Genomic DNA, 24,092 nt, shown 5'->3' with positions numbered 1-24,092 from the left:
TCATTGAATGGAGTGTGCGAAATGAAAGAAGACAAAGAAACACCAGAAGAAAGAAGAGAACGAATAAGACAAGATGAATGGCAAGGTAATCCCCTTGGTAATTTGAAAGATTCATCAGAGAGAGCTGAATTTGGAAGTCTGGTGGATTTGGTCGGTGGTTTAAACTGGAAAGTAACGCTGGTTATTCTGTTAATACTTATATTAGGTACTATAGGCTATGGGTTGTTTTTATAATAAGGACTGGACTTAAAGGAAAAAAATGTAAAAATGGTGTAAGAAGAATGTTAATCGGGGGTACAGTGAATGGATTATGTCTTGCTTATCGCCGCAATCACTTTATTATTAATCGCAACGAGGCAACTTTCTAAAATCAATTATACTGACGGATTTTCTGTACTAAAAGAAGCTAAACAGAATATCATATCTATGCTATGGGGAACGTTTATCGTCACTCTGATCATTTTCATTCCTTATCAAGTATGGACTGTAACAGGCATGTCTACTTACTGGGGTGGCGTTTATATCTTTGGTGGATCACTATTATTAACAATAGCTCTAACGTTCATTTTTTATTATCACAGTTCAGTAAGATTGAAGACTGAAACCTAGGGAGGGGCGTCAATGGATATAGTCACTAAGGCACCTGAAACTGAGCATGCTGAGGCTATTGTTAATAAAGGAGGATTCATAAATAATGGACACTTATTCTTGGTTATTACTTATTACGCTAATTCTTTTAACAACTATAGTAATCGTTAATAAAAAAACGGACAAAAATCTCCACTATGATTTATTTGCTTCAATTATTTTTTCTTTATGGGGTATTGGTTGGCTTATAATTGGTCTTTGGAATGAGGGGCTATCTTTCCTGGGACCCATACAAATTATTGTAGTGTTCGGTCTAATACCATATGTTCTATATTCATCTATATCGGATTATAAAAAAGATAAAAATCCCTCATAGATTATTGAATATGATGGTACTTTGAACTTGAAGAATATAACGTTATCAAGGGAATTATATGAAGATTGGATTGATTATTAACACTCCCAATGGAAAGGAGAATTTATATGAGTTTTTTAGATTACATTGAAAAATTAATAATAGCAGGGTTAATCTTCGCCCCTATTGGTTTAATCAGCGAAATTTTTATTATAGTTAACAACCCATACCCACTATTCTCGTTTGAAAATATCAGCATATTTATCAATCTAATCATGATTGTTATTCTAATCTTGATCTTCATCAAAATTAAAAAGACACAGAATCAAAGGGAGAACCAAGAGGATTTAGTGAAATCTTGATTTTAAATTCATCAAATGAGAGCGGAAACAGTATGCTTAGATAGTAGATTACCTTTTTTATTTTGAAAAATAAGGGGAACAAATTATGAAGAGGGTATTACAAATTATAATTTCTATAGCACTCATTTCTGCTTTGGCAATCGTCATCATAGACCATTTCGAAGTATTTGATTCAACATCACCCGCAGAAATAACAGAAGGCCACACTAACTCTGAATTCGACGAAGATTCAGCTCCAAATTTTAAGCTAAATAAACTTGATGATGGTTCACTAGAGTTAAACGAACTGCAAGGTAAAGGTGTAGTCGTGAACTTTTGGGCTAGTTGGTGCAAGCCATGCCGAAACGAGATGCCCGCAATTCAAAAAGTATATGAACGATATAAAGAAGATGGTTTAGTGGTTATCGCCATCAATGTAGATGAATCAGAAGATACAATCACAGATTTTTTGGAAGGTTTTCCTGAGATTGATTTTCCTATTTTATTAAATGATGGACAAGTCATGGAAGATTATATGGTTATGAATTTACCGACTACCTATTTTATAAATCCTGATGGTTCAATGGAAAGTCACTATTTAGGAGAGCTTAGCGAGGAACAACTTCATGTATTAGTAAACGAAATATTACCGTCTGACTAAACGAGCGTCTTTGGATAAAACATGCTGAATAATTGGTGGATTATTTTATAGATTTATTATTGAGAAGTTATATGCTTTTTTCGTAGCGTATAAATTTGTTCATCATGCTCAATTAACTTGTGCTGAATAAATTCCATTTTTTCTTCTATTCGTGTTAATCGATCATTGATTTCCTTTTGGTTATCAATTAGTTGTTTTTGGCCCTTAAATAATTCATTTTGATTATCAGATAGTTCCTTTTGTCCATCAGATAACTCTTTAATCGCTTGCATGATGGTGTTCATTTGTTCATCAGTCATAATCAGACACTCCTCGACGTTTTATTCTAAATCTATTATAAAACGAAGGGGAAGTTTTTACAACGATCAACCATGATAGTGTAACCCAAAGCTGAACTGCTTCCAATGGTCCTTTTCAACATCTTCATTATTAAACCAAAGCTCTGTATATAGTTGCAACAACAGTTATAAAAAGGATCGCTAACAATCCGTTCAATGATATCTTAAAAGATTTATTTCCTTTTCTTGATATACTCCACACAAAATTAAGCATAAAAACTGTTATAATCAGACTTGAAATAAATAAAAAAGATTTGCCCTGAATAGCAGAAGCCATTAATAAGAACAATGAAATCAATCCAGTAATAGAATCATGGGTATTTTCCTCTTCATTAAATGGGTTCCAAACATATCCAATTAAATAAATGGCTATTGTCCCACTTATAAGAAGTAACCAAAAATGACCCAGTAGTTCTGAAACAGATATAAAATAAATAAGAACAGACAAAACCAAGAAATCACGCCTGCTCTCTATTCCTTCAGTTTTTCCCATTGTTTAACACCTCCTGTTTAATTAATATTTGACCCGAATGATTATAATGGAAGGGGAATCGTATGAATATTGTAACCTTTATTATCATTGTTTCAGTATCTTTAATTGTTAGCTTAGTGATGTCACACATGTATAAGGATGTAGATAAGCAAGATAAAGGTTTTGTTTTTATTTATCATAAATTAACTTACAGAAGAAGGTTTATACGAAATCTGTGGATGCTTCCTTTTGCTTGCATTTTATTACTTTTTTTATATTGGTCAACTAATTTAGCATCTAAAGTATATTTAATTATTGGCATTGTTTTCTTTTGTGCAGTGATCATAGACTTAATTTACAATTATGTAAAATGGCAAAATAACGAGAAAGATGCATAACCTATGTGAAAGTTTTCTAATAGAGACATAGAGCGTGACTGTTCATAAAAACATTAAAAAAACCTTAACGTCCATGCTCCCTTGCTGCTTTCACCCGCCTTGCATGTCTTTTATATCTTTTTAACTTTTTAAATCCATCTCCCCAGTGTTTTAATGACATATTGATCGTCCAAAATTCTAAAAGGATTAATACCACATAATATTGAACTCCTAAGTCAGACCTTGTGTTATACAAGTAAACAAAAGCAATTATTATAACAAAACCGACCAGAATAGCAATTAAACTTATAGCAGGGCTAACATAAAACCCAATTTTTCTTAAACTTTTTGGAATCAATTTAAATCATCCTCTCATCTAAAACAGTCATTACTTTGAAACAAATCCTAACATAATTTTCAATTTTTGATAATCTTAAATTTTTCACTATTCGAAAATTAAATTCTATACCTAATACTCGCATCTAAAGAGGATTTATAATTAGTGATAATTCTATGATACATTTCCAATGATAAAGGCCTCAAGACACCTCTTCTTCCCCTTTTCTTCATTAACACATCTTTTAAAGAAAAAACACATCAAAAAACGCCCGACTAACCCTAGTCGGACGTTCACATTTCTTATTTCGTTAACAATGCACGATCGTTGGTCATTTTCTTGCCTCGAATGGCTTGGAACTGATTCAGAGGCGATTGCCGAATGCGATCGCTTGCTCCATTTGGTGTGTGACCATGACGGTTGTCAGTTGATGGCGCTCGACTAAATCGCGGGTTAAGCGTAAAATCAATTCTTATTCATTGCTTTAATTAGAAGGACTATGACTTAATCACTTATCACCCAATCGTAATTCTTTCTTTTGGATAATGATATCTGTCTTTTGTTACTTTACCTCTTAGTAAAAATAAAAATGAAAATATGCCAATCCTACCAACAAACATTAAGAAGATAATAATGCATTTACCTGCAGTACTTAAATCTGCAGTGATTCCCATTGATAAGCCAGTTGTTCCAAAAGCAGATGAAACTTCAAAAACGATAGGTAGTAATAAAAAATCTTCAATTTGAGCAAGTGTAATAACAGCAAACAAACATAAGATAGTCGCTGTATTGATAACCACGAATGAGCGCATGACATCGATATTATCAATTTCCCGACCAAATACTTTTATCGATTGTCGTCCTTTAGCATAATTAAATATAGCAATGAGCATAAGAGCAAATGTTGTTGTTCTAATACCTCCTCCAACACTACTCGGAGAAGCACCGATAAACATGAGTGCAGAAATCATCGTCAAAGTTGAGTCGGTAAATTCACTTACATCCATGGTCGATAGTCCGGCACTTCTTGTTGTGATACTTTGAAACAAACCATAAAATAGAACCTCATGCCAAGCTTTATCACTGAAAAATGTCCCATTTCTCTCTAAATATATTATTAAGACCCAACCTATTAGGACTAAAGCTAAAAAAGTAGCCGTCGTTATTTTAGTAAATAGCGAAAAGTTGTACTTTGGATTAACGTCTTCTTTTTTACTTAATAATAAATCGCGCACTTCTATTAAGACAGGAAAACCTATTGCCCCCAAAATAATTAACAACATATTCACAAACTGTACAAAGTAATCGTTTGCAAATGGTATTAGCGAGGAACCTGTGATATCAAAACCGGCATTAGTCGTAGCACTAACTGATCCAAAAAAACCTTGTAAGAAGGCTTCTTGCCATGTATCAAAATACTGCAAGAAATATGTGCCTAATACAACTGTACCAATAAGTTCAATAATTAAGATAATTTTAAACACATTTAATAGTAAATTTACTAGGCCGCCTAATGTGGCTCTATTTTGATCGATCTTGATTAGCTCTCTGCCTTTAATCCCAATTTTCTTTTTAAACAAGACCCAAATTAAAGTACTAAGTGTCATTATTCCAATGCCACCAAATTGTAATAAGAAGGCCAAAGCAATACTACCTGCAGCATTAAAGGTTTCTGCAGTTGAGACCACTGTTAATCCAGTAACACTGATAGCACTAACTGCCGTAAATAGTAAATCGATGAAAGATAAATTAACACCTTCATTTTGAAAGATGGGGAGCGCTAATACTGCCATAGCTAACAGCACTGCAAATCCATAAAATAGAACGATTAATCTTATAGTTGATAGTTGGGTAATCTTAAATATTTTAGAAAACAACCCCCTCACCTCCTCTGATTCTATATAGATAGTAAATCACTTGGTGAGCTAAAAATCAACAATTGATTAAAATTTGATGAATCATTTCGGTCTGAAACATGAAAAACGCCCGACTAACCCTAGCCGGACGTTCATATTTCCTATTTCGTTAACAACGCACGATCGTTTGCCATTTTCTTGCCGCGAATCGCTTGGAACTGATCGAGGAGGTCTTCTACTGTTAGGTCTTGTTTCGCCTCGTCATTGGCTTCGAAAATGACTTTGCCTTCATCCATCATCCAGAGGCGATTGCCGAATGCGATCGCTTGCTCCATTTGGTGTGTGACCATGACGGTCGTCAGTTGATGGTGTTCGACTAAATCGCGGGTTAAGCGTAAAATCAATTCTTCTTTCGACGGGTCAAGCGCTGCTGTGTGTTCATCGAGAAGGAGAATCTTTGGTTCGGTAAAGGTTGCCATTAAGAGTGACAACGCTTGTCGCTCACCACCAGATAATAAGCCGACTTTCGTGTTCAAACGATTTTCGAGACCGATTTCGAGTGTCGCTAAGTGCTCGCGAAATTGTTGGCGTAGTTGTTTTGTCACGCCACGGAATAGACTGCGTCGTTTCGTGCGGCCGAGTGAAATCATCATGTTTTCCTCAATTGTCATGCCTGGTGCTGTGCCTGCTTTCGGATCTTGGAAGACGCGGCCGATATAGGCTGCGCGCTTCTGTTCGGAAAGCCTCGTGACGTCGTTTCCGTCAATGACGACATCGCCTTCATCAGGCACAATCGAGCCAGCGATCGTGTTTAACAGTGTCGATTTACCAGCCCCGTTACTGCCGATAATTGTGACGACATCACCGCCTGAAAGTTCTTGATGCAAATCGACGAGCGCTTGGCGTTCATCTGGCGTATTCGGGTAGAACGTTTTATGAATCTGATTGAGCTGTAACATGGCCTCTCTCCCCTTCCGCATCAGCTTGACGTGCTTCTTGTTTTGCTGCGTTTGCTTTCGATTTTTTATATTGCTGTTTCGCATTCGTTTGACCGAGCCAATTCGGGACGACGAGCGCTGCGACAACAATTAGTGCTGTAATGAGTTTCATATCACTTGCCTCTAAGAAATCAACTTGAAGAGCAATCGCATAAATCATGCGGTATACAATGGCACCTAAGATGACTGCAAGTGTCGTACGAACAATTTTATCCGAGCCAAAACTAAAGAGCACTTCACCAATAATCACAGAAGCAAGACCAATAATGATCATACCTACGCCTAAGTTGATGTCTGCGAATCCGTTATGTTGGACTACCATCGATCCACTGAAGGCGACAAGCATGTTAGATACGCCCATGCCAACGACAATATAGACGTTCGTATTTGCTGAGAAACTGCGTACCATTGTCTGGTTATCACCTGTTGCGCGCAATGTCGTACCCGCTTCTGTACGTAAGAAGAAATCGAGTAATTTTTTCACAATGACCATAAGAATGGTTGCAGCAACAAGCACATCTAATGAACTCGGAACGTAAGCGGCAATGCCAAGCGCTTCAAACGGTGCCATGACGATTCCTTGCAAGTTGAGTGCTTGCCACCAATTTTCCACCACCGTAAATACAGTCGTTTCATTTAAAAGTGGTATATTCGGCTGACCCATAATCCGCAAGTTAATCGAATAAAGGGCGACCATCATCAAAATACCCGCTAATAACGGATTAATATTGCCTTTCGTGTGCAGAATCCCCGTAATACAACCGACGACAAAACCGACCGCTGCGCCAGCTAAAGTCGCGGTAAATGGATCGACACCACTCACGACCATGACTGAGGTTACAGCTCCCCCTGTCACAAAGGAGCCATCCACCGTTAAGTCTGGAAAATCAAGCAATCGAAAGGATATATAGACACCTAATGCCATTAACGCGTAAATTAATCCTGATTCAACTGCACCGTATAATGCTTGTAACATGACTTACTCACCTTCTTCCGTTGACACAATCTCCGCTGCTCGTTCTTCTAAGTCATCTGTTAACTCTACGCCCATTTCGCTTGCAGCATCTTCGTTAATGTGGAGCATGAGATTTTGTGGATAATTGGCTTCGATGTCACCAGGGTTGGCGTCATCTTGTAAAATTTTAACGGCTTTTTCGCCTGCTTCATAACCGATATCGTAATAATCGAAACCAAATCCAGCAAACGCCCCGCGTGATACAGAATCTAGTTCACTTGCAAATACAGGAACGTCATTTTCTTGTGCGACGGATAAGACGGACTCTAGTGCGCTAACGACCGTGTTATCTGTCACGATTAAGAACGTATCAACATCTCCTGCTAATGATTGAGCGGCTTGCATGACTTCTGATGAGGAGGAAACCGTTGCTTCTTCTGTTGTGAGATCATGCTCGCTTGCAACACTTTTCACGTTTTCAACTTGTGTTACGGAGTTTTGTTCACCCGAGTTATAAATAAGGCCAATTGATTCGTTGCCCATGTCTTTAATAAGCTCAACTGTTTTCGGAACAGATTCTGGATGGGAATCGGCTGTACCTGTCACATTACCTCCTGGATTATCCATCGACTCGACTAACTCTGAACCAACTGGATCGGTTACAGATGTGAAAACAATCGGAATATCACTTGTTTCATTGACGGCTGATTGGGCGCTCGGTGTGGAATTGCCGAAGATTAAATCAACTTCATCACTGACAAATTGTTCAGCGATCAGTTGCGCGTTTTGATTATCGCCTTGAGCTAAGGATACATCGTATGATACTTTTAAGCCTGCTTCATCAAGTGCATCTTGGAACCCTTCTGTTGCTCGGTCGAGTGACGGGTGCTCAACAATTTGTGAGACCCCGACAACATAATCGGCTTCTTCTTCCGATACGCCACTGTTACCTGAACTTTCTTCAGAGCTACCTCCATTCGATTCACTATCACTTGAGTCACTGTTTGACTCACTGTCGCCACCACACGCGACAATTAAACTTAAGGTGCTGACCATCACTACCATTAACAATAAACGCTTCATAAATTAGCTCTCCCCTTTTTTGCATACACGCTTTGATGTGTTAAAGATTTTCGGAATATTGTTTATCATTATATGAGAGCGCCTGGGGAAAATCAACCCTTAATATAAAAAAGATTCTCTAGCTTGATTAGCCAGAGAATCCGTGTAAACGCTTCCTTTATTAATTTGTTGCGACGTGGTCACGTAAGCTTCGTCTTAAAATTTTACCGGTTGTATTTTTTGGTAATTCATCTAAGAAGTTAATTTGTTTCGGTTGTTTGTATTTAGCAAGTTGGGCCTCGCTTAATTCACGTAATTCTGCTTCGGTTAGTTCTGGATTATTTGAGACAACAAAGGCGACAACCGCTTCTCCTAAGTTCTCATCTGGAACACCGATTACAGCGACCTCGGTAATATTGTCATGACTGTAGAGCACCTCTTCGACTTCACGCGGATAGACATTATAACCGCCGACTAAGATTAGATCTTTTTTGCGGTCAACAATATAGAAATACCCTTCATCATCTTGTTGTGCCATGTCTCCTGTGTAAAGCCAACCATCTTTGATCGAGGCTTGTGTTTCTTCAGGCATCTTGTAATAACCTTTCATGACGTTAGGCCCTTGTACAACAAGTTCACCGACTTCTCCACGGGGCACTTCTTCACCATTTTGATCGACGACTTTATTCGTCACATTTGTAATATCCGTGCCGATTGAACCAGCTTTGCGTGGACGATCAAGTGGGTTAAATGCTGTCACGGGTGAAGCTTCAGATAAACCATAACCTTCTGACACTTGCACGTCGAAATGTTGTTCGAACTTCTCTAATAATGCGACAGGCATCGATGCACCACCCGAGATGCAGAGACGGATATTTGAGAAGTCTTTTTCATCTTCATTAGGATATTGGAGTAAATAGTTGTACATCGTCGGCACCCCAGCAAACACAGTTGCACTATGCTCACGCGTGATGTTAAACACTGTTTCTGGTGAGAACTGAGGCACAATTAATACTGTTGAACCGCTGACTAATGGTGCGTTCAGTGCAACGGTTAGACAGAACACGTGGAACATCGGTAATGCTGCGATCACGCGGTCATTTTCGTCAATTTTAAGGTAGTTGCCTGTATCCTTTGCGTTTGAGTATAAGTTTTTATGTGTGAGCATTGCGCCTTTAGGCTTGCCCGTTGTCCCTGACGTATAAAGAATGACGGCGGTATCATCATCGTCTAACGTTGGACGATTGAATTCTAAACTGCCTGATTGCACGAGATTCATGAAAGAGTGCATTTTATTTTCTAGTGGTGACTGGCGATCTCTAAGTTGTGGATCGGTTTCTCCGACAATATAATCTTTGATGTTCAGTTGGTCATCGATTGCTTCAAATTTTTCAAGCAAGACATCAAGCGTGATAACCCCTTTAACATCACCATTATTCAAAATATAAGATAGTTCATTCCCTGTATAAAGTGGATTCACTGGGACGACAGTTAACCCGAGGCGGAGCGCACCGTATAAGCCAATCACGAAATGAGGTGTGTTGCCGACGACTAGCGCGACGTGGTCTCCTTTTTGGTAGCCTAGAGATTCAAGACTTGAGGCGAATTTCGTCACAGAACCCTCTAATGTCTTGTAGTCTGTCGCTTCCCCATTGAAAATATAAGCCGGTTTCGATAGATGATCTTTTGCGGTTAATGATAGTTGATCACTTAAATTCATCTTGCAACCTCCCTTAGATATGTAAGCCCTTTCAATCTTGGGCACAATGTTTAATGAATAATCATTCATTAAATTGTCTGAATTTATTATAAATTATTTCGGTTATCTAAGCAAGTTAAAACTAATCTGTGATGATGTTTTTTACTCGCCCGACTTGGCCGTCTTCTAAACGAACTTTTATCCCGTGTGGATGGGATGCTGATTTGGTTAAAAGATCTTTTACCACACCGCGGGTTAATTTGCCTGAACGTTGATCCTGTTTTAAGACGATGTCGACCTTAGCTCCTGGTTTAATCGCTTCACGTTTTTGTCCACTCATCATAACACCTCCTCCTCAACAAGATTGTTAGACAATCTTGCAACTTTGTTTGATAATCTTAGAACTGTGTCAAACAATCTATCATAAATGTTAAACAATATCGATTATTTGTTAAATAAAAGAGTAACTTTGTCACATAACATGCTTCTCCTCGCCAAATCACCACTGCTACACTCGCCTATTCTCTCCAATTTCTATCCCTTTCGCCAAGACATGTGCATAGGTTAAACAAGAGACGATCTAGAAAGGAGTTTAGCATAATATGTATTTTGACCCGAATTATTATGATTTTCGATTCAACCAGCAAGACTGGGGCGGCCCAAATCAACAAGGATGGGGATCAGGCTGGAATAATCAACCAGGCGGAGGTTGGCAACCGCCACAAGACCGTGTTGACTACGGACCAAATCCATATGTCGTCAATATAGAACGCGCGACAATGATGAATCCTTATTACCGACGGGCACTATGGACGGGTGAGTATTTACAATTGACCCTGATGAGCATTGCACCAGGGGATGATATTGGCTTAGAACGTCACCAAAACCATGACCAATTTGTTCGCATTGAAGGTGGACGCGGCCTAGTTCAAATGGGCGACCACCGAGACCGACCGAATTTCGAACGCGAAGTTCGTGACAATGATGCCATTTTTATTCCGGCTGGCAAATGGCATAACTTAACAAATATTGGACGTTCACCACTTAAATTGTATTCGATTTATGCTCCACCTGAACACCCACGTGGCACCGTTCACGAAACAAAGCAAGACGCGATGAACCACCACTCATAATGGTTAATTGGACCGATTGTTAGACAATGTCTTAACATTGTCTAACAATCTTATATAATCGAAAACCCCGCCAGTGCGCTGGCGGGGTTTTCCTACCATTTAATCTTAATAAACTAATGCCATAAATTCTTCGTCTGGAATTTTACCTAAATAATGCTGAACATCGATGTCACGTAACGCTTCTTCAATCGCCGCGCGGTCATAGCGAACGCCTTTAAGGGCATCTTCTACTTCGCTCACTTCACCAATTCCAAAGAAGTCACCAAAGATATTTACATCCTGAATAACGCCTTTCTTCACGTCTAAACGGACATCATACGAGCCGACACCTTCCACACGTTTTGTATGCTGGATGTTAAATGCAGGTGATTTTCCGTAATTCCAGTCCCAACGCTGATAACGTGCTTCTGAAATCTCACGGATCTTAGCCCAATCATCTTCTGTCAACTTGTACTCTGGTACGTCATTCAAATCTTCTACATCAAAGATATATTTCAATAGCAATTGTCTAAAGTCTTCAAGCGTTATATCGTCTTCAAGAAATTCCGAGATATTCGCTACACGACTACGGATCGACTTAATTCCTTTAGAACGGATTTTCTCGGATTTCACGCGTAATGAACGAACCACTTTTTCAATTTCAGAATCAAATAAGAGCGTTCCGTGGCTAAACATGCGCCCTTTCGTCGTAAACTGAGCGTTACCTGAAATTTTCCGACCATCTACTGTAATGTCATTACGACCGGACAATTCGGCATTAACTCCAAGTTGTTGAAGCGCGTCCACTACTGGCTGAGTAAACTTCTTGAAGTTGGTAAAATTATCGCCCTCGTCTTTTGCTAAGAAGCTAAAACTTATGTTTCCTAAATCATGATAAACGGCGCCACCACCTGATAGGCGACGGACGACTGTAATATCATGCTCGTCGACGAAATCAGTGTTAATCTCCTCGATTGTGTTTTGGTTTTTACCAATAATAATCGAAGGACTATTCGTGTAAAACAATAAATATTGTTGATCATCATCAATGTTCAAATGTTTTAGAGCGTACTCTTCAATCGCTAAATTCAAATAAGGATCGTTATTACCTTGGTTATCGATAAAATATAACATGGTGAAGCTCCCTTCATTTTATATATCTATTAAAAGTATAAGCAAATTCGCCTATCTTCGCAAATTAAAACATAACCCTTCACGCGCTAGCTCGACCTCGCCATTATAAACTGTCTTAGCCTCACTTACCAAATCCGCTAACTTCCCGAAATGGGGTAAATGGGTGAGCCAAAGTCTTCTCACCTCAGCATCCTCAGCTAATCTGCCACATTCTGTACTCGTCATATGGCCTGGACCACTCCCATCCATCCCGTCGTAAAAACTGCTTTCCGCAATCAGTAAGTCAGCGTCTTTCGCAAAGCCAGTTAATTCAGGGAAAAAAGCTGTGTCAGCCGTATAGACAACTGTTGTTTCACCATCTGTCACGCGCATGGCATAACACGTTTTAGGATGTTTTGTTTTCATAAACTTAAAGGTAAACGGCCCGAGATGTAATGGTTTATTCGGATCGTATCCACGCCCAGCTGTCGCTACGTGGTCTAACACATCGAAATCTGTATCACCATCTGCAGCAGCATAGATTGGAACGGGTCCATTCAATGTTCCGATCTGTTCATTAACAAGACAGGCATATTGGAATGAACCAATGTCTGCCACATGATCATGATGAAAATGTGATATAACAATCGCATCTATTTCATTTACTGTTATATACTGTTGCAGTCTTGATAACGCACCACTTCCCATGTCAATGACGACTGAAAAACCATCTTTTTCAACTAAATAGCATGATGTCGCACTTTCTGCCTCAGGATAGGCTCCCCAAGTTCCAATGGCCGTCCATTTCATATAGGTATTTCCTCCTATTTTTCGTTATATAACAGATATACGGTTCACAAATCTGTATTAATACAGTATAGTATAAGTATAAAGAAATTGTCTAAAAACTCAAAATCTTGAGGAGGTCGTTTCATGTTAATGTCACCTGTCCAATTTTTCCGTAACCTACCGAAAAAGCAATGTACTGTCTGTAAACGGGACATGAACGAACAGGCTGATTGCTACACAAACAAATGTGAGAAATGTGACCCGATTTCGTAACCCAACTGCAACCATCTATTAAAAAAGTGCTCTAATTCACGTTAGAGCACTTTTTTATGTGTTATAAGGGGCTTACGCTTAACTTTTGAAATAAATGCCTCTATTTATTTCAAAAATCAAGCCATTAATTAAATAACTTCCCGAAGTTATTTAATTACTCATCATTTATCTCATAAATCAGTTGAATGATCTAATAAATTCAACTGATTTAATAAATTAACAAGCCAAGCTAGGATTCGAGTGTTTCGATTGTTTTAACTGTACGAATCGCTTGGTCCATACAATCAGGTAATCCTACGCCTCGATAGGTATTGCCAATAACAAACACGCCTGGCAACTCATTGTCTAGCTGTGTTTCTAGTTTTTTGACGCGATCTAAATGGCCAACTGTATACTGTGGCATCGCATTGTACCAGCGCGTCACGATATGAAAACGAGGTTCCCCTTCGATTGTCATGATCTTCTTCAAATCTTCAATAACTAAATCAGCAATTTCATCATCTGATAATTCAAGAACCTCTTCATCACCAGGTTTTCCAACATAAGCACGTAAGAGAACCGAACCTTCTGGTGTTGTGTGTGGCCACTTCTTATGCGTCCATGTACATGCTGTAATTCGGTAGCCTTCTTTACGTGACACAACAAAACCTGTTCCGTCAGGCAAATTCTTCACTGACTCTTCGTCAAACGCGATCGCCACATTCGCAACTGACGTGTTCTTCGTCTGTTGGAAATCGTCCATAAACGACACATCAGCAAACATCTGAGCTGTGACTTCATGAGGGGTTGTCGCAATCACATAATCCGCTTCAAAAGAATCCTCTTCTCCCTCAACATCAATCACATATCGACCATCCTGCCTCGACACATTTTCTATCGGGGTCGACGTCCGCACCTCACACTCAAGCGCATCCGCCAAACCGTTCACAAGTGTCTGCAAACCGCCATCCAATGTTAAAAACATCCCTTGTTTCTTGCCAGACGTTTGCTGGCTTGGCGTTGTTTTTTGTAAGCCACGAATCAAGCTGCCGTATTTCTGTTCCGTCTGTAAGAAATGTGGGAACGTTGCTTTCAAGCTTAGATTATCAATATTGCCCGCATAAATTCCTGAAATCAGTGGATGAATCAAACGATCAACCACTTGATCACCTAATCGGCGGCGGAAAAAGTGTCCAACAGAAATATCGCCGTCCACCTCAGTTCTACTCGTAACGAAATCCTTTAAGGCATTCAATTTACCTGAAGCCGTAAACAACGTTGACTGCATGAACGTCTTCATATCCGTAGGAACACCCATAACAGCTCCAGCTGGCATGGGATGCAACTCATCTTGAGATAAAATAAACGCTTTTCCTGTCGCGCTTCGAATGAGTCGATCGCCTAACCCTAAATCTTGTGCTAACGTTTTCGCTGTCTTTTTCCGTTCTAAAAATGAATCCGGGCCACGCTCAATCGTAAAACCATCACGTTCAATAGTTGAAATTTTGCCACCTAATTGATCAGACGCTTCAAACAGTGTGACATCAGCTTCCACATTATTCTTCTGCAAATAGTAAGCGGCGGTTAATCCCGTTATCCCGCCGCCTATAATCGCAATTTGTTTGCGCTCTGCCATAAGACATTACCCTTTCATCGTATCGAGAACGACTTTAGATAGTGTGTTAATAAACTTCGGATTGGCATTTGGCATTTCTGGACGATAATAGGATGCACCTACCTCATCACATACCTGTTTACACTCGATGTCATTGTCATATAACACTTCTAAGTGATCAGCTACGAAACCTACAGGGGCGTAAACAAATGTTGTATATCCTTTTTGTTCAAATAAATCGCGTGTTAGATCTTGCACATCAGGGCCTAACCATGGATCTGGCGTATTCCCCTCACTTTGCCAACCAATTTCATAATCCTGGATGCCTGCACCTTCAGCAATTAGATCCGCTGTGCGTTGTAATTGCTCAGGATAAGGGTCACCTTCTTGGATAATCTTCGTTGGCAAGCTATGCGCTGAGACGATTAAGCATGCGTTATGACGTTCTTCTTCTGTCATTTGACCGTATACTTTATTGATCTGTTCAACCCAAAATTCGATATAGCCAGGCTCATCGTACCAGTCGACAACTGATGTCAACTGAATCCCATGCTTGTCTGCTTCTTCTTGGGCTCGGCCATTATAAGACTTAATACTAAACGTCGAATAATGCGGCGCTAATACAATACTAACTGCTTCATCAATGCCGTCTTCTGCCATTTGTTGAACCGCGTCTTCAATAAACGGATCAATATGTTTCAGTCCGAGATAAAGTTTGAATTCAACATCATCTTGTTCGGCATTCAGTTTCGCTTCTAACGATTCACCTTGTTCACGTGTAATACGTGCCAATGGAGAAATGCCACCAATCTCTTCATAACGACTACGGAGATCTTCAATCATCTCATCGGTCGGGCGCTTCCCTTTACGAATATGTGTGTAATAACGTTCTAAGTCCTCTTCTTTGTAAGGCGTACCATACGCCATGACGAGTAGTCCTACTGTTTTCTCTGCCATCATTCATTCAACTCCTCTTACTTTGAAGTATAGTCATGGACAAACGCCGCTAAGCGTTTCAGCGTTTCTGGATCCACTTCTGGAAAAACGCCATGTCCTAGATTAAACACATAGCCTGGAATATCTTTTCCTTGATCTAAAATGGCTTTCGTCCTCTTTTCGATGACGTCCCAATCTGCTAATAACACAGCTGGATCTAAGTTTCCTTGAAGCGAACTTGTGATTCCCATATCACGCGCTTCTGTAATCGATGTACGCCAATCTAAGCCAACTGTCGTACATGGTAGACTATTAAACTCAAGCAACAAATGATTCGCGCCGATTCCGAATAAAATCGTCGGCACATCTTCTTCTTTTAGCGCATTAAAGATCTTCTCCATCACTGGCTTAATAAAGACGCGGTAATCTTGTGCACTAACAGCACCGACCCATGAATCAAAGATTTGAATACCTTTAGCGCCTGAAGCGATCTGTGCTTTCGTATATGTGATAATCATATCGCCAAGCTTGTCCATTAATGCGAACCATGTCTCGGGATCCCCGTACATCATCGCCTTTGTCTTATTGTACTGTTTCGACGGACCGCCTTCAATCATATAGCTTGCTAACGTAAACGGTGCACCACTAAAGCCGATTAACGGCACATTCAACTTCTCTTCCGTCAAAATCCGAATCGTTTCTAAAACATATGACACATCTTCTTCTGGGTTTAGATCATCTAACTTGTCGACATCCATTTTCGATTGGATCGGATTATAAATCACCGGTCCGACACCTTTTTTAATTTCGACATCAACACCCATTGGAGGAAGTGGCGACATGATATCTTTATAGAGAATAGCCGCGTCTGTGTTGTAGTTGATCACTGGCAGTTCTGTCACATACGCACACAATTCGGGTTGATGCGTAATTTCAAATAGAGAATACTTTTCTTTCAGTTTACGGTATTCTGGCTGCGAACGTCCCGCTTGGCGCATAAACCATAACGGCGTGTAGTCCGTTTTTTCACCATGATAAGCTTTTAAAATCGTATCGTTGAACTCCGTCATTCGACTCACCCTTCATTATTCCATCTAGTTACAATATAAATCAATTTTCGCAGTGTGTATAGTAACAGCACTGAATTGTCATCAATTTGCCTCACTCTGATCTAGAACGCTTGATCACGGTTAGACGGGTCGCCTTCTGAACCGTTTAAAGGGTTCACAGGTACCACGTAATATGACGGATTGTTAAACATTTGGGTATCATTGACTTGATAGGTATTTTCCCCTGTGACTGAACCTATCTTTTCAACCTGATCTCCTTTTACGCGATATACGTCAAATCGCACCCGATCATCGTCATGAGTCCAAGTTAATTGGACATCTACACCACTCAAAAACCCTAGAGACACACTTGCTTCTAGGTCATCAATTTGAGGCAGTCGAATCGGGCCTTCTAAATCATCTACACCTTCAGGCACCGTGAATGATGCTGTCAGGTCATGCGATTGGTCCAAGTCAGACATCACACCATCAACCAATGACACAGCAAGCTGACTACCAGCTGTTAAGTAGTTCTCTTCATTACTGACATCATAACCAATCCAACTTGCCACGGCATAATCAGGATTAAATCCGACAAACCAGGCATCTTTTACACCACCAGACACATGCGGATGCTGGGTAGAGCCCGTCTTACCAGCTAAATCTTTGTTAAACTGACCACCACTAGCCGTCCCATCTTCTACAACAGCTTCAAGCATTCTCGTTAGATTCCATGACGTCTGTGGTGAGAATAATTGTTGGCTGTTTCGATCTGGCGCCTCCATAATTTCACCGTGACGATTCTTAACTTCTAGAATGGTGTAAGGCTCAATATATCTCCCTTCATTAGCAAAGCTTCGATATAAGCCTGCCAATTCAATTGGTGTTAAACCTTTCTCTAAACCTCCAAGCGCAACAGATAAGCCATTATCTTCAATTGAATAGCCAATGTCCTCGAGATAAGACAATCCTTGAGTAATACCAAGCTCATCTAACAGTGCAACAGCTGGTGCATTTTTCGATTGAACTAACGCATCATAGATCGTCACTTCACCAGCATATTGACCATCCACATTTTCAGGACTATAACCATCATAATCTCTCTGTTCATCAGGGATTAAACTATAGGGATGGTATAAACTCTCTTCTAAAGCTGGCCCGTAAACAGCAAGTGGTTTAAACGTCGAACCAGGTTGTCGCCTCACTTGCACACGATTCAAATCACCCTGTTCACGGTCACGTCCACCAACAGCCGCTCGAATCACAGCATTAGTTTGATCGACTAAAACAGTCGCACCTTCTACCTGATCAGTAGAACCCTGAAAATAGTCCTCTTGTTGCATGCGGCTATGCACGGTTTCTTGCATGCTAGGATCTAATCCAACTGTAATCTCATATCCACCTGTATATATTTCATCCCGTGACAAATGATAATCATGTTCTAATTCGTCCAGAACGAGATCAACGTAACTATTGGAGGCAGGTTTTGATTCCGTATCGCCTACATCAAGACCGAGCGTACGACCTTGCGCTTGCCGCATTTCTTCTGCTTGAAGCATACCATGATTCTCCATTTGACTCAGTACAACGTCCCGACGTTCTTCAACTCGCTCTGGATGTTCACTAGGATCGTAATAATTAGGCGCTTTGGGCATCGCAGCAAGTGTTGCCCCTTCTGATAAGGTTAATTCTGATACAGATTTCGAATAAAAGGCTTGAGCCGCTTCTTCAATCCCATGAATGCCATTACCGAAATAGATTTCATTTAAGTAGTACTCTAATATTTCATCTTTTGTCCGTTGTCGTTCGAGATAAATCGCACCCATGACTTCTTTTGTCTTACGCATCCAAGTCTGGTCATTCGTAAGGGACACATTTTTAACAAGCTGTTGCGTGATTGTGCTCGCACCTTCTGCTTTACTCATGGTTGCTATGTCACGCCAAACAGCACGGCCTACTGCCCAAAAATCAACACCATTATGATCATAGAAACGGTGATCTTCAATTGCTAAAAAGGCCTCAGTCACATGATCAGGCATCGTATCCAGCGGGACATAGGTTCTATTTTCATCATATAATTTTATAATGTCTTCTCCGTTTTCGGTTGTTAAGACCGTCGATTCATCGAAAACGAAATGTTCTTCATCTACAACAAATCGACCTCCTAGCACAATGGCCAAGTAACCAAACAAACTTAACAACACTAAGAGAACCACACCATAAACCAGGTAACGCCATTTACCAAGGAAATGGTTTAATTTATTCATAACGGCCATAATGCCACCTCAATTATTATTCTGTTCAGTTCGGTAAAACCCTACACTATTATATTATAGTGGACGAATTTCGACAAAAGATTTACGTTCAGGTTTAACTAGCTTGTTTAATAAAAATATTATTCGGGTATTGTAATTATAGATACTCACAAAGGAAGGGTGATCAATAATGGAACAAGATGTACAAAAGTTAATTGATGGTTTAAACAAAGACTTAGCAGAAGAATATGGTGCGATGATTCGTTATACTTACAATGCAGCAGTTGTATCTGGTTTATACCGTGAAGTTTTAAAACCGTTTTTCGAAGCTGAGGTTCAGGATGAAGCAGGTCACGCTTTATACTTATCAGAGAAAATTAAAATTCTAGGTGGCGATCCAACCACATCCCCAGCTGAAGTTAAACGATATGAAGATGTTAAACCTATGTTGGAAGATGCATTAGCTGCTGAGAAAGATACGATCGACCGCTATGAAGAACGCAAGAAGCAAGCTGATCAACTCGGTTACACTGAATTAGCTGTTAAATTAGAAGATATGATTTCAGATGAAACGAAGCATAAAGAAGACATTCAACGTCTTTTAGATGATCCAAGTTTCAAATAAGTCGTGTTGGAATCAAAGGCAACTTCCTTTTATAAGGGAGTTGCCTTTTTTCATGCTAAAAACTTATTACGTGTCACGAAAAATCTGTTATAATAGCTTTAACGTTCAGAGAGAAGGGAGCTAATGATATGTGGGAACAATTTTACGAAAAACTTGATCAAATGTACGACCAAATGGTAGAAGATCGTCGTTACCTTCACCAACATCCTGAGTTGTCATTTGAAGAAAAAGAAACAGCTCAATTTATTAAAAATCGTTATGACCAGTTAGGTATACCTTATCAAGACAATATTGGAGGTTATGGTTTAGTCGCGACATTAGAAGGCGGCAAACCAGGTAAAACAGTGGCACTACGCGCTGATTTCGACGCTTTACCAATACACGAGGAAAATGAAGTCCCTTATAAATCAACAGTCGACGGCGTGATGCACGCATGTGGACATGACGGCCACACAGCTTCATTACTTGCAGTTGCTGAAGCGGCACTCGAATTCCAAGATGAAATCCCTGGTACACTCGTCTTTTTACACCAACCTGCTGAAGAATTCGCTCCAGGTGGTGCTAAGCCAATGATTGACGATGGTGCACTAGAAGGTGTTGATGCTGTATTTGGCACCCATTTATGGGCAACAAGTAAGCTGAACAAAATCGAAGCGACATATGGAGCATTTATGGCTGGGGCTGATCGATTTACAGTCACATTCCAAGGTAAAGGTGGCCACGGCGCAATGCCACACCAAACCAAAGATCCCGTCGCAATGGCAGGCCAAGCAATAGTAGAATTACAACAAATTGTTAGTCGTCGCATCAACCCACTTCAACCTGCTGTCTTAAGTATTGGTAAAATTGAAGGCGGTAATGCATTTAACGTCATTCCTGATACGACGTCTCTAACTGGAACTGTCCGTATTTTGGATAAATCGGTACAAGACGATATCATTCAAGAGATGCACAATATTTTAGACGGAATCGCTACAAGCTTCGGGGCTAGCTATGAGCTCGATTACGTGAAAGGCTACCCACCAGTTGTGAACCACGAAAATGAAGCATCATATTATATTGACGATGCGACAGACATTCCTGGCGTCACTGAATCTGAAGCAGTCGATCCCGTCATGGGTGGCGAAGATTTCGCTTATTACTTAGAAGAACGCCCAGGCGCCTTCTTCTTTACAGGAGCGAATATCGAAGGCCATGATTATCCACACCATCATCCGAAATTCAATTTTGATGAGCGCGCCTTACCAACTGCTGCTAAAGCACTTGTTCATGGCGTCAAACGCTATCAAGAAGATCACCAATCATAAACCTATACATGTTCGCCTAGCTTATAAAAAGCTAGGCTTTTTTATTCGATCATTTATTGCTTAATGTCGCTCCATTCAATCATATTTCGATCAAACCAATTTCTATTAAATAAAAAGACGACTCACAAAATGAGCCGCCTAATAAAAAAACTTTTAAATTATGAAATACGTTGTTCTGATTCGTACCTACGATTAATCCGTTCGGCTGATTTGTGTGCATCGATCATGCCCCAAATCCAGATAATTGGCGTTGTAATAAAGCCAATGATAACAATTATTAATAAAGCAGAAATCGCATAAGCCACCATGAAGATGACGCCTTTTCCGATTTCACCATTATATACCTGACCTAAACCAGAAAATAAAAATGATAAAACAGCTGCTAATCCAGCGTTCTTTTGCATCCTAAAACGCTCCCTCGAATAATATAGATAAGTTCAAGATTAATCTTATCACACTTTTGTATTTTGACGAAAATTGTAGCAACCCACCCGAATGCTTTAAACGATCACATTAAGCGGGATCATAAAATCCGCGACCCAATACTTCCGCTGAGTCCGTTACGATGACAAACGCTTCAGGATCGACATCTTTCACCGCTCGTTTTAGCATAGCCATTTCTGATTGATTAACGACACACATTAAGACAGGGCGTTCCACCTCTGTAAAACCACCTTGTGCTGCCAAACGCGTAACGCCGCGGTCCACTCGTGTATAGATTGCTTCTTGAACATCAACATATTCATTCGAAATAATGAGCGTTGTTTTCGTTTTATTAAAGCCAGTTTGAACCAGGTCAATCGCCTTACTGGTGACGTATACGCCCATTAAAGCATACAAACCAAGTTCGATATCAAATACGATAATCGCAGACAAGACAATCAAGCCATCAATCATAGCAATACTTGCACCAAGCGATAAGTTCGTGTACTTATTAATGAGCTGTGCACCCAAGGCTGTCCCGCCAGTTGATGCATCGCCTAAAAAGACAATCCCTAAACCAACGCCGACACCTAATCCACCGAAAAGCGCCGCTAATAACGGATCATCCACAAACGGTGCCATATTTCGAGATAGATAAACGAAAAATGGTAAAGCAATAGATCCTGTCAATGAACGAAATGCAGAGCCTTTACCAAGGAAATAGTAAGCAACGAATAAAAGCGGGATATTAATACCCCAAATAACATAGGCAGGCTCAAGTCCGAATAGCGCTTCAAGTAATGTACTAATACCACTAACGCCACCTGCTGCAACGTAATTCGGTAATAAGAAACCATTATAGGCAAACGCAACAATAACGGATCCGACTATAATGTATAAAATTTGTTCGACTATGGATAGTTCAGATTTCTTTTTCTGTCCGACCATGATGCTGTCCCTTCTTTCTCTATGATAACCCAAATGATTTTAACACTCCTGTCCTACTTTGTGAACATCAGCATGTGAACGCATTAATGGGCAAAAGTCCTATTAATCTCATTATTCGCTCCATTAATGAAATAACTCAAACGAGTTATTTCATTAATGCTCAACTTATCTCAAAAAAGAGTGCAGTTATTTCAAAAGTAAGCAGACTTATTTCATAAATAGAGGTATTAATCTCATTACTTTATTGCACAAGAGAAAAGCTTCCGACTCAGTCTAAGGGGTTCCGTTACTTTGGAGAAAAGTTTAATTCACAAACTAAATCACAGCGGTTTTTTCACTTTGATTTATGTATAAAATAGACCAAAAATAACAACAAAAAAGAGATGCTTTTCGCACCTCTTTTGTAATATGATTTATATTTTTAAATAATACTAATAGCGATGCTTCTTCTTCAAATAACACCCCCGTTAATGAAATAAGAAAAACTATATTGCCTGAGCTATAGTTTGATTTCTTATTCACAAGCTTTAGAACCACTATCGCCACTTTCCTTTTTAAGAATATTACCAGACTCCTTTTCAATATTAATAAATAATTGTTTACAGAAGTCTCCTCTATGACGAAATTCAATTTTAAAATAGTTCCCTTCATCTTGAACTACATCGATATCTTCATGTTCATCATTAGACCATTTAATACCCGGAACTGGGTCCCAAGGGGATTCATCAACCCCACTACTAAACTTTGTTCTTAAGTACCCCTCTGTGTATCGTTCGGCAATTCTAATTGCTTTTTCCTCTTTAAGGGGAAAATCGTTATCATTTAAATTAAATGATTCTACTGCCCAAGTTTTGTTGAAATCTATGTATTTAATAACTCCCAATGTCGTTAAAACCAATGTAACAATTATTACAGAGGAAAAAATTACTTTCTTTTTCATTGTATCTACTTCCTTTTTAATAATCGCCCCCTTAATTAAACTGAGGCTTAGTATTTCAATTTCATCTTCGTGTTCTCTTAACAACTCGTCAATAATTTGTTGTATGTCTTCATTCATTTCTTCAACTTCACATGCTATATCATACGTAAATTATACTGTTTTGCACCTCACAACGGAACCCGTTACACATAAAGCCATCCTTTTTTCAAAGTGTTTACTCTATACGGTACACTTTATTTTTTCTAAGTTCTTTTAGCATGTAAATACCTTAATAAACTAACGTTCGTGTTATTGCTACCCTTATTCAACTAACCTGCCCGTTAGTTGAATAACTAATAATTTAACCTTACCACATTTTAATGTTTATGTAGAAAAATATGGGAAATTAGTAGTGACTCCTTACATTAAACTGTATAAAAAAACTATTAAAATCACATGGTAATTCACACCCAAAATCACAGCCAATTTTTCAACCAATATATACTTACTAAAAAATTTTAGTTTTGATAAAAACCTAAAAATACAATGTGAAAAAGGGTGCTAAATAAAGACCTGATAGGTATAAAACCCTATCAGGTCAATGATGTTAATGTTTGTGTTTTATGCTTTAAAAAATATTGTGTTTATTCATGTGTTTTGCAATTTTCTCCAAGAAAACGGAACCCCTTAGAACCACTCGGAAGCTTTTC

General features: G+C 39.4%; 27 protein-coding genes and 1 pseudogene. 9 read left to right on the top strand and 19 right to left on the bottom strand.

The window, feature by feature from the left end; translation table 11 throughout:
* Nucleotides 1–21 precede the first annotated feature (21 nt).
* The 4 genes from ACKXGF_RS04505 to ACKXGF_RS04490 all read left to right on the top strand — a co-directional run bounded on the left by ACKXGF_RS04505 (nt 22) and on the right by ACKXGF_RS04490 (nt 1,945).
* Nucleotides 22–234, top strand: a complete 213-nt coding sequence (locus ACKXGF_RS04505) for a DUF6366 family protein (protein ID WP_411955040.1) — start codon at nt 22–24, stop codon at nt 232–234.
* Nucleotides 235–303: 69 nt separating this feature from the next.
* Nucleotides 304–609, top strand: coding sequence for a hypothetical protein (locus ACKXGF_RS04500; protein ID WP_411955039.1), 306 nt, complete (start codon nt 304–306; stop codon nt 607–609).
* A gap of 462 nt (nt 610–1,071) precedes the next feature.
* Nucleotides 1,072–1,305, top strand: a complete 234-nt coding sequence (locus tag ACKXGF_RS04495) for a hypothetical protein (protein ID WP_411955038.1) — start codon at nt 1,072–1,074, stop codon at nt 1,303–1,305.
* Nucleotides 1,306–1,390: 85 nt separating this feature from the next.
* Nucleotides 1,391–1,945 (top strand): redoxin domain-containing protein, encoded by a 555-nt coding sequence (locus ACKXGF_RS04490; RefSeq protein ID WP_411955037.1) that lies wholly within the window; start codon nt 1,391–1,393, stop codon nt 1,943–1,945.
* Nucleotides 1,946–2,001: 56 nt separating this feature from the next.
* Here the strand turns inward: ACKXGF_RS04490 and ACKXGF_RS04485 are convergent, their stop codons facing one another.
* Both ACKXGF_RS04485 and ACKXGF_RS04480 read right to left on the bottom strand, forming a co-directional pair.
* Nucleotides 2,002–2,244 carry a hypothetical protein gene (locus tag ACKXGF_RS04485; RefSeq protein WP_411955036.1) on the bottom strand — a complete coding sequence of 81 codons (243 nt, stop codon included), beginning with the start codon at nt 2,242–2,244 and terminating at the stop codon, nt 2,002–2,004.
* Nucleotides 2,245–2,374: 130 nt separating this feature from the next.
* Nucleotides 2,375–2,776 carry a hypothetical protein gene (locus ACKXGF_RS04480; protein ID WP_411955035.1) on the bottom strand — a complete coding sequence of 134 codons (402 nt, stop codon included), beginning with the start codon at nt 2,774–2,776 and terminating at the stop codon, nt 2,375–2,377.
* Nucleotides 2,777–2,838: 62 nt separating this feature from the next.
* Between ACKXGF_RS04480 and ACKXGF_RS04475 the strand changes: the two genes are divergently transcribed.
* Nucleotides 2,839–3,153, top strand: coding sequence for a hypothetical protein (locus ACKXGF_RS04475; RefSeq protein ID WP_411955034.1), 315 nt, complete (start codon nt 2,839–2,841; stop codon nt 3,151–3,153).
* 64 nt (nt 3,154–3,217) lie between these two features.
* On the opposite strand, the gene ACKXGF_RS04470 is transcribed toward ACKXGF_RS04475, so the two are convergent.
* The 8 genes and pseudogenes from ACKXGF_RS04470 to ACKXGF_RS04435 form a co-directional block, all read right to left on the bottom strand.
* Nucleotides 3,218–3,490: a hypothetical protein gene (locus tag ACKXGF_RS04470; RefSeq protein ID WP_411955033.1), complete on the bottom strand. Its 273-nt coding sequence runs from the start codon at nt 3,488–3,490 to the stop codon at nt 3,218–3,220.
* A 346-nt stretch (nt 3,491–3,836) separates the two neighbouring features.
* A pseudogene (locus tag ACKXGF_RS04465) lies at nt 3,837–3,941 on the bottom strand (ABC transporter ATP-binding protein); the annotation flags it as partial.
* Between the two features lie 43 nt (nt 3,942–3,984).
* The gene (locus ACKXGF_RS04460; RefSeq protein WP_411955032.1) at nt 3,985–5,346 is read right to left on the bottom strand and encodes a TrkH family potassium uptake protein; all 1,362 of its coding nucleotides are present in this window, start codon (nt 5,344–5,346) and stop codon (nt 3,985–3,987) included.
* 140 nt (nt 5,347–5,486) lie between these two features.
* The gene (locus tag ACKXGF_RS04455) at nt 5,487–6,284 is read right to left on the bottom strand and encodes an ABC transporter ATP-binding protein (RefSeq protein ID WP_411955031.1); all 798 of its coding nucleotides are present in this window, start codon (nt 6,282–6,284) and stop codon (nt 5,487–5,489) included.
* Nucleotides 6,259–7,299: an ABC transporter permease gene (locus ACKXGF_RS04450; protein WP_411955030.1), complete on the bottom strand. Its 1,041-nt coding sequence runs from the start codon at nt 7,297–7,299 to the stop codon at nt 6,259–6,261. Before ACKXGF_RS04450 ends, ACKXGF_RS04455 begins: the two co-directional genes overlap by 26 nt.
* 3 nt (nt 7,300–7,302) lie before the next feature.
* Nucleotides 7,303–8,361 (bottom strand): ABC transporter substrate-binding protein, encoded by a 1,059-nt coding sequence (locus ACKXGF_RS04445; protein ID WP_411955029.1) that lies wholly within the window; start codon nt 8,359–8,361, stop codon nt 7,303–7,305.
* A gap of 160 nt (nt 8,362–8,521) precedes the next feature.
* Nucleotides 8,522–10,060 carry a fatty acid--CoA ligase family protein gene (locus ACKXGF_RS04440; protein ID WP_411955027.1) on the bottom strand — a complete coding sequence of 513 codons (1,539 nt, stop codon included), beginning with the start codon at nt 10,058–10,060 and terminating at the stop codon, nt 8,522–8,524.
* Nucleotides 10,061–10,181: 121 nt separating this feature from the next.
* Entirely contained in the window at nt 10,182–10,379 is a 198-nt protein-coding gene (locus tag ACKXGF_RS04435) for a YwbE family protein (RefSeq protein WP_411955026.1), read from the bottom strand.
* Nucleotides 10,380–10,641: 262 nt separating this feature from the next.
* Between ACKXGF_RS04435 and ACKXGF_RS04430 the strand changes: the two genes are divergently transcribed.
* Nucleotides 10,642–11,172 carry a cupin domain-containing protein gene (locus ACKXGF_RS04430; protein WP_411955025.1) on the top strand — a complete coding sequence of 177 codons (531 nt, stop codon included), beginning with the start codon at nt 10,642–10,644 and terminating at the stop codon, nt 11,170–11,172.
* Nucleotides 11,173–11,277: 105 nt separating this feature from the next.
* Here ACKXGF_RS04430 and ACKXGF_RS04425 read toward each other — a convergent pair whose 3' ends face one another.
* Nucleotides 11,278–12,285 carry a lipoate--protein ligase gene (locus tag ACKXGF_RS04425; protein WP_411955024.1) on the bottom strand — a complete coding sequence of 336 codons (1,008 nt, stop codon included), beginning with the start codon at nt 12,283–12,285 and terminating at the stop codon, nt 11,278–11,280.
* 51 nt (nt 12,286–12,336) lie between these two features.
* Nucleotides 12,337–13,074, bottom strand: a complete 738-nt coding sequence (locus ACKXGF_RS04420) for an MBL fold metallo-hydrolase (RefSeq protein WP_411955023.1) — start codon at nt 13,072–13,074, stop codon at nt 12,337–12,339.
* 123 nt (nt 13,075–13,197) lie between these two features.
* Here ACKXGF_RS04420 and yhfH point away from each other — a divergent pair, with 123 nt between their 5' ends.
* A complete protein-coding gene (yhfH, locus tag ACKXGF_RS04415; RefSeq protein ID WP_306976808.1) occupies nt 13,198–13,326 on the top strand; it encodes a protein YhfH in 129 nt (42 codons plus the stop codon).
* A gap of 229 nt (nt 13,327–13,555) precedes the next feature.
* On the opposite strand, the gene hemY is transcribed toward yhfH, so the two are convergent.
* From hemY to ACKXGF_RS04395, 4 genes are all read right to left on the bottom strand, one after another.
* The gene (gene hemY / locus ACKXGF_RS04410) at nt 13,556–14,941 is read right to left on the bottom strand and encodes a protoporphyrinogen oxidase (RefSeq protein WP_411955022.1); all 1,386 of its coding nucleotides are present in this window, start codon (nt 14,939–14,941) and stop codon (nt 13,556–13,558) included.
* Between the two features lie 6 nt (nt 14,942–14,947).
* On the bottom strand, nt 14,948–15,877 hold the full coding sequence (hemH, locus tag ACKXGF_RS04405; protein ID WP_411955556.1) for a ferrochelatase: 930 nt from the start codon (nt 15,875–15,877) through the stop codon (nt 14,948–14,950).
* Nucleotides 15,878–15,894: 17 nt separating this feature from the next.
* The gene (gene hemE / locus ACKXGF_RS04400) at nt 15,895–16,926 is read right to left on the bottom strand and encodes a uroporphyrinogen decarboxylase (RefSeq protein ID WP_167262751.1); all 1,032 of its coding nucleotides are present in this window, start codon (nt 16,924–16,926) and stop codon (nt 15,895–15,897) included.
* A gap of 101 nt (nt 16,927–17,027) precedes the next feature.
* Nucleotides 17,028–19,172 (bottom strand): transglycosylase domain-containing protein, encoded by a 2,145-nt coding sequence (locus ACKXGF_RS04395; RefSeq protein WP_411955021.1) that lies wholly within the window; start codon nt 19,170–19,172, stop codon nt 17,028–17,030.
* 178 nt (nt 19,173–19,350) lie between these two features.
* Between ACKXGF_RS04395 and ACKXGF_RS04390 the strand changes: the two genes are divergently transcribed.
* Both ACKXGF_RS04390 and ACKXGF_RS04385 read left to right on the top strand, forming a co-directional pair.
* Entirely contained in the window at nt 19,351–19,785 is a 435-nt protein-coding gene (locus ACKXGF_RS04390) for a ferritin-like domain-containing protein (RefSeq protein WP_167262754.1), read from the top strand.
* A 128-nt stretch (nt 19,786–19,913) separates the two neighbouring features.
* Nucleotides 19,914–21,092, top strand: a complete 1,179-nt coding sequence (locus tag ACKXGF_RS04385; RefSeq protein WP_411955020.1) for a M20 metallopeptidase family protein — start codon at nt 19,914–19,916, stop codon at nt 21,090–21,092.
* 158 nt (nt 21,093–21,250) lie between these two features.
* Here the strand turns inward: ACKXGF_RS04385 and ACKXGF_RS04380 are convergent, their stop codons facing one another.
* The 3 genes from ACKXGF_RS04380 to ACKXGF_RS04370 form a co-directional block, all read right to left on the bottom strand.
* The gene (locus tag ACKXGF_RS04380) at nt 21,251–21,496 is read right to left on the bottom strand and encodes a hypothetical protein (RefSeq protein WP_411955019.1); all 246 of its coding nucleotides are present in this window, start codon (nt 21,494–21,496) and stop codon (nt 21,251–21,253) included.
* 109 nt (nt 21,497–21,605) lie between these two features.
* The gene (locus ACKXGF_RS04375; RefSeq protein ID WP_167262760.1) at nt 21,606–22,463 is read right to left on the bottom strand and encodes a YitT family protein; all 858 of its coding nucleotides are present in this window, start codon (nt 22,461–22,463) and stop codon (nt 21,606–21,608) included.
* Between the two features lie 514 nt (nt 22,464–22,977).
* The gene (locus tag ACKXGF_RS04370) at nt 22,978–23,520 is read right to left on the bottom strand and encodes a hypothetical protein (RefSeq protein ID WP_411955018.1); all 543 of its coding nucleotides are present in this window, start codon (nt 23,518–23,520) and stop codon (nt 22,978–22,980) included.
* Nucleotides 23,521–24,092 lie beyond the last annotated feature (572 nt).

Origin of the sequence: Alkalibacillus sp. S2W (assembly GCF_046764385.1) — a bacterium.
GTDB classification, from domain to species: Bacteria; Bacillota; Bacilli; order Bacillales; family Alkalibacillaceae; genus Alkalibacillus; species Alkalibacillus almallahensis.
This window is presented reverse-complemented; position numbering and strand designations above follow the sequence as displayed.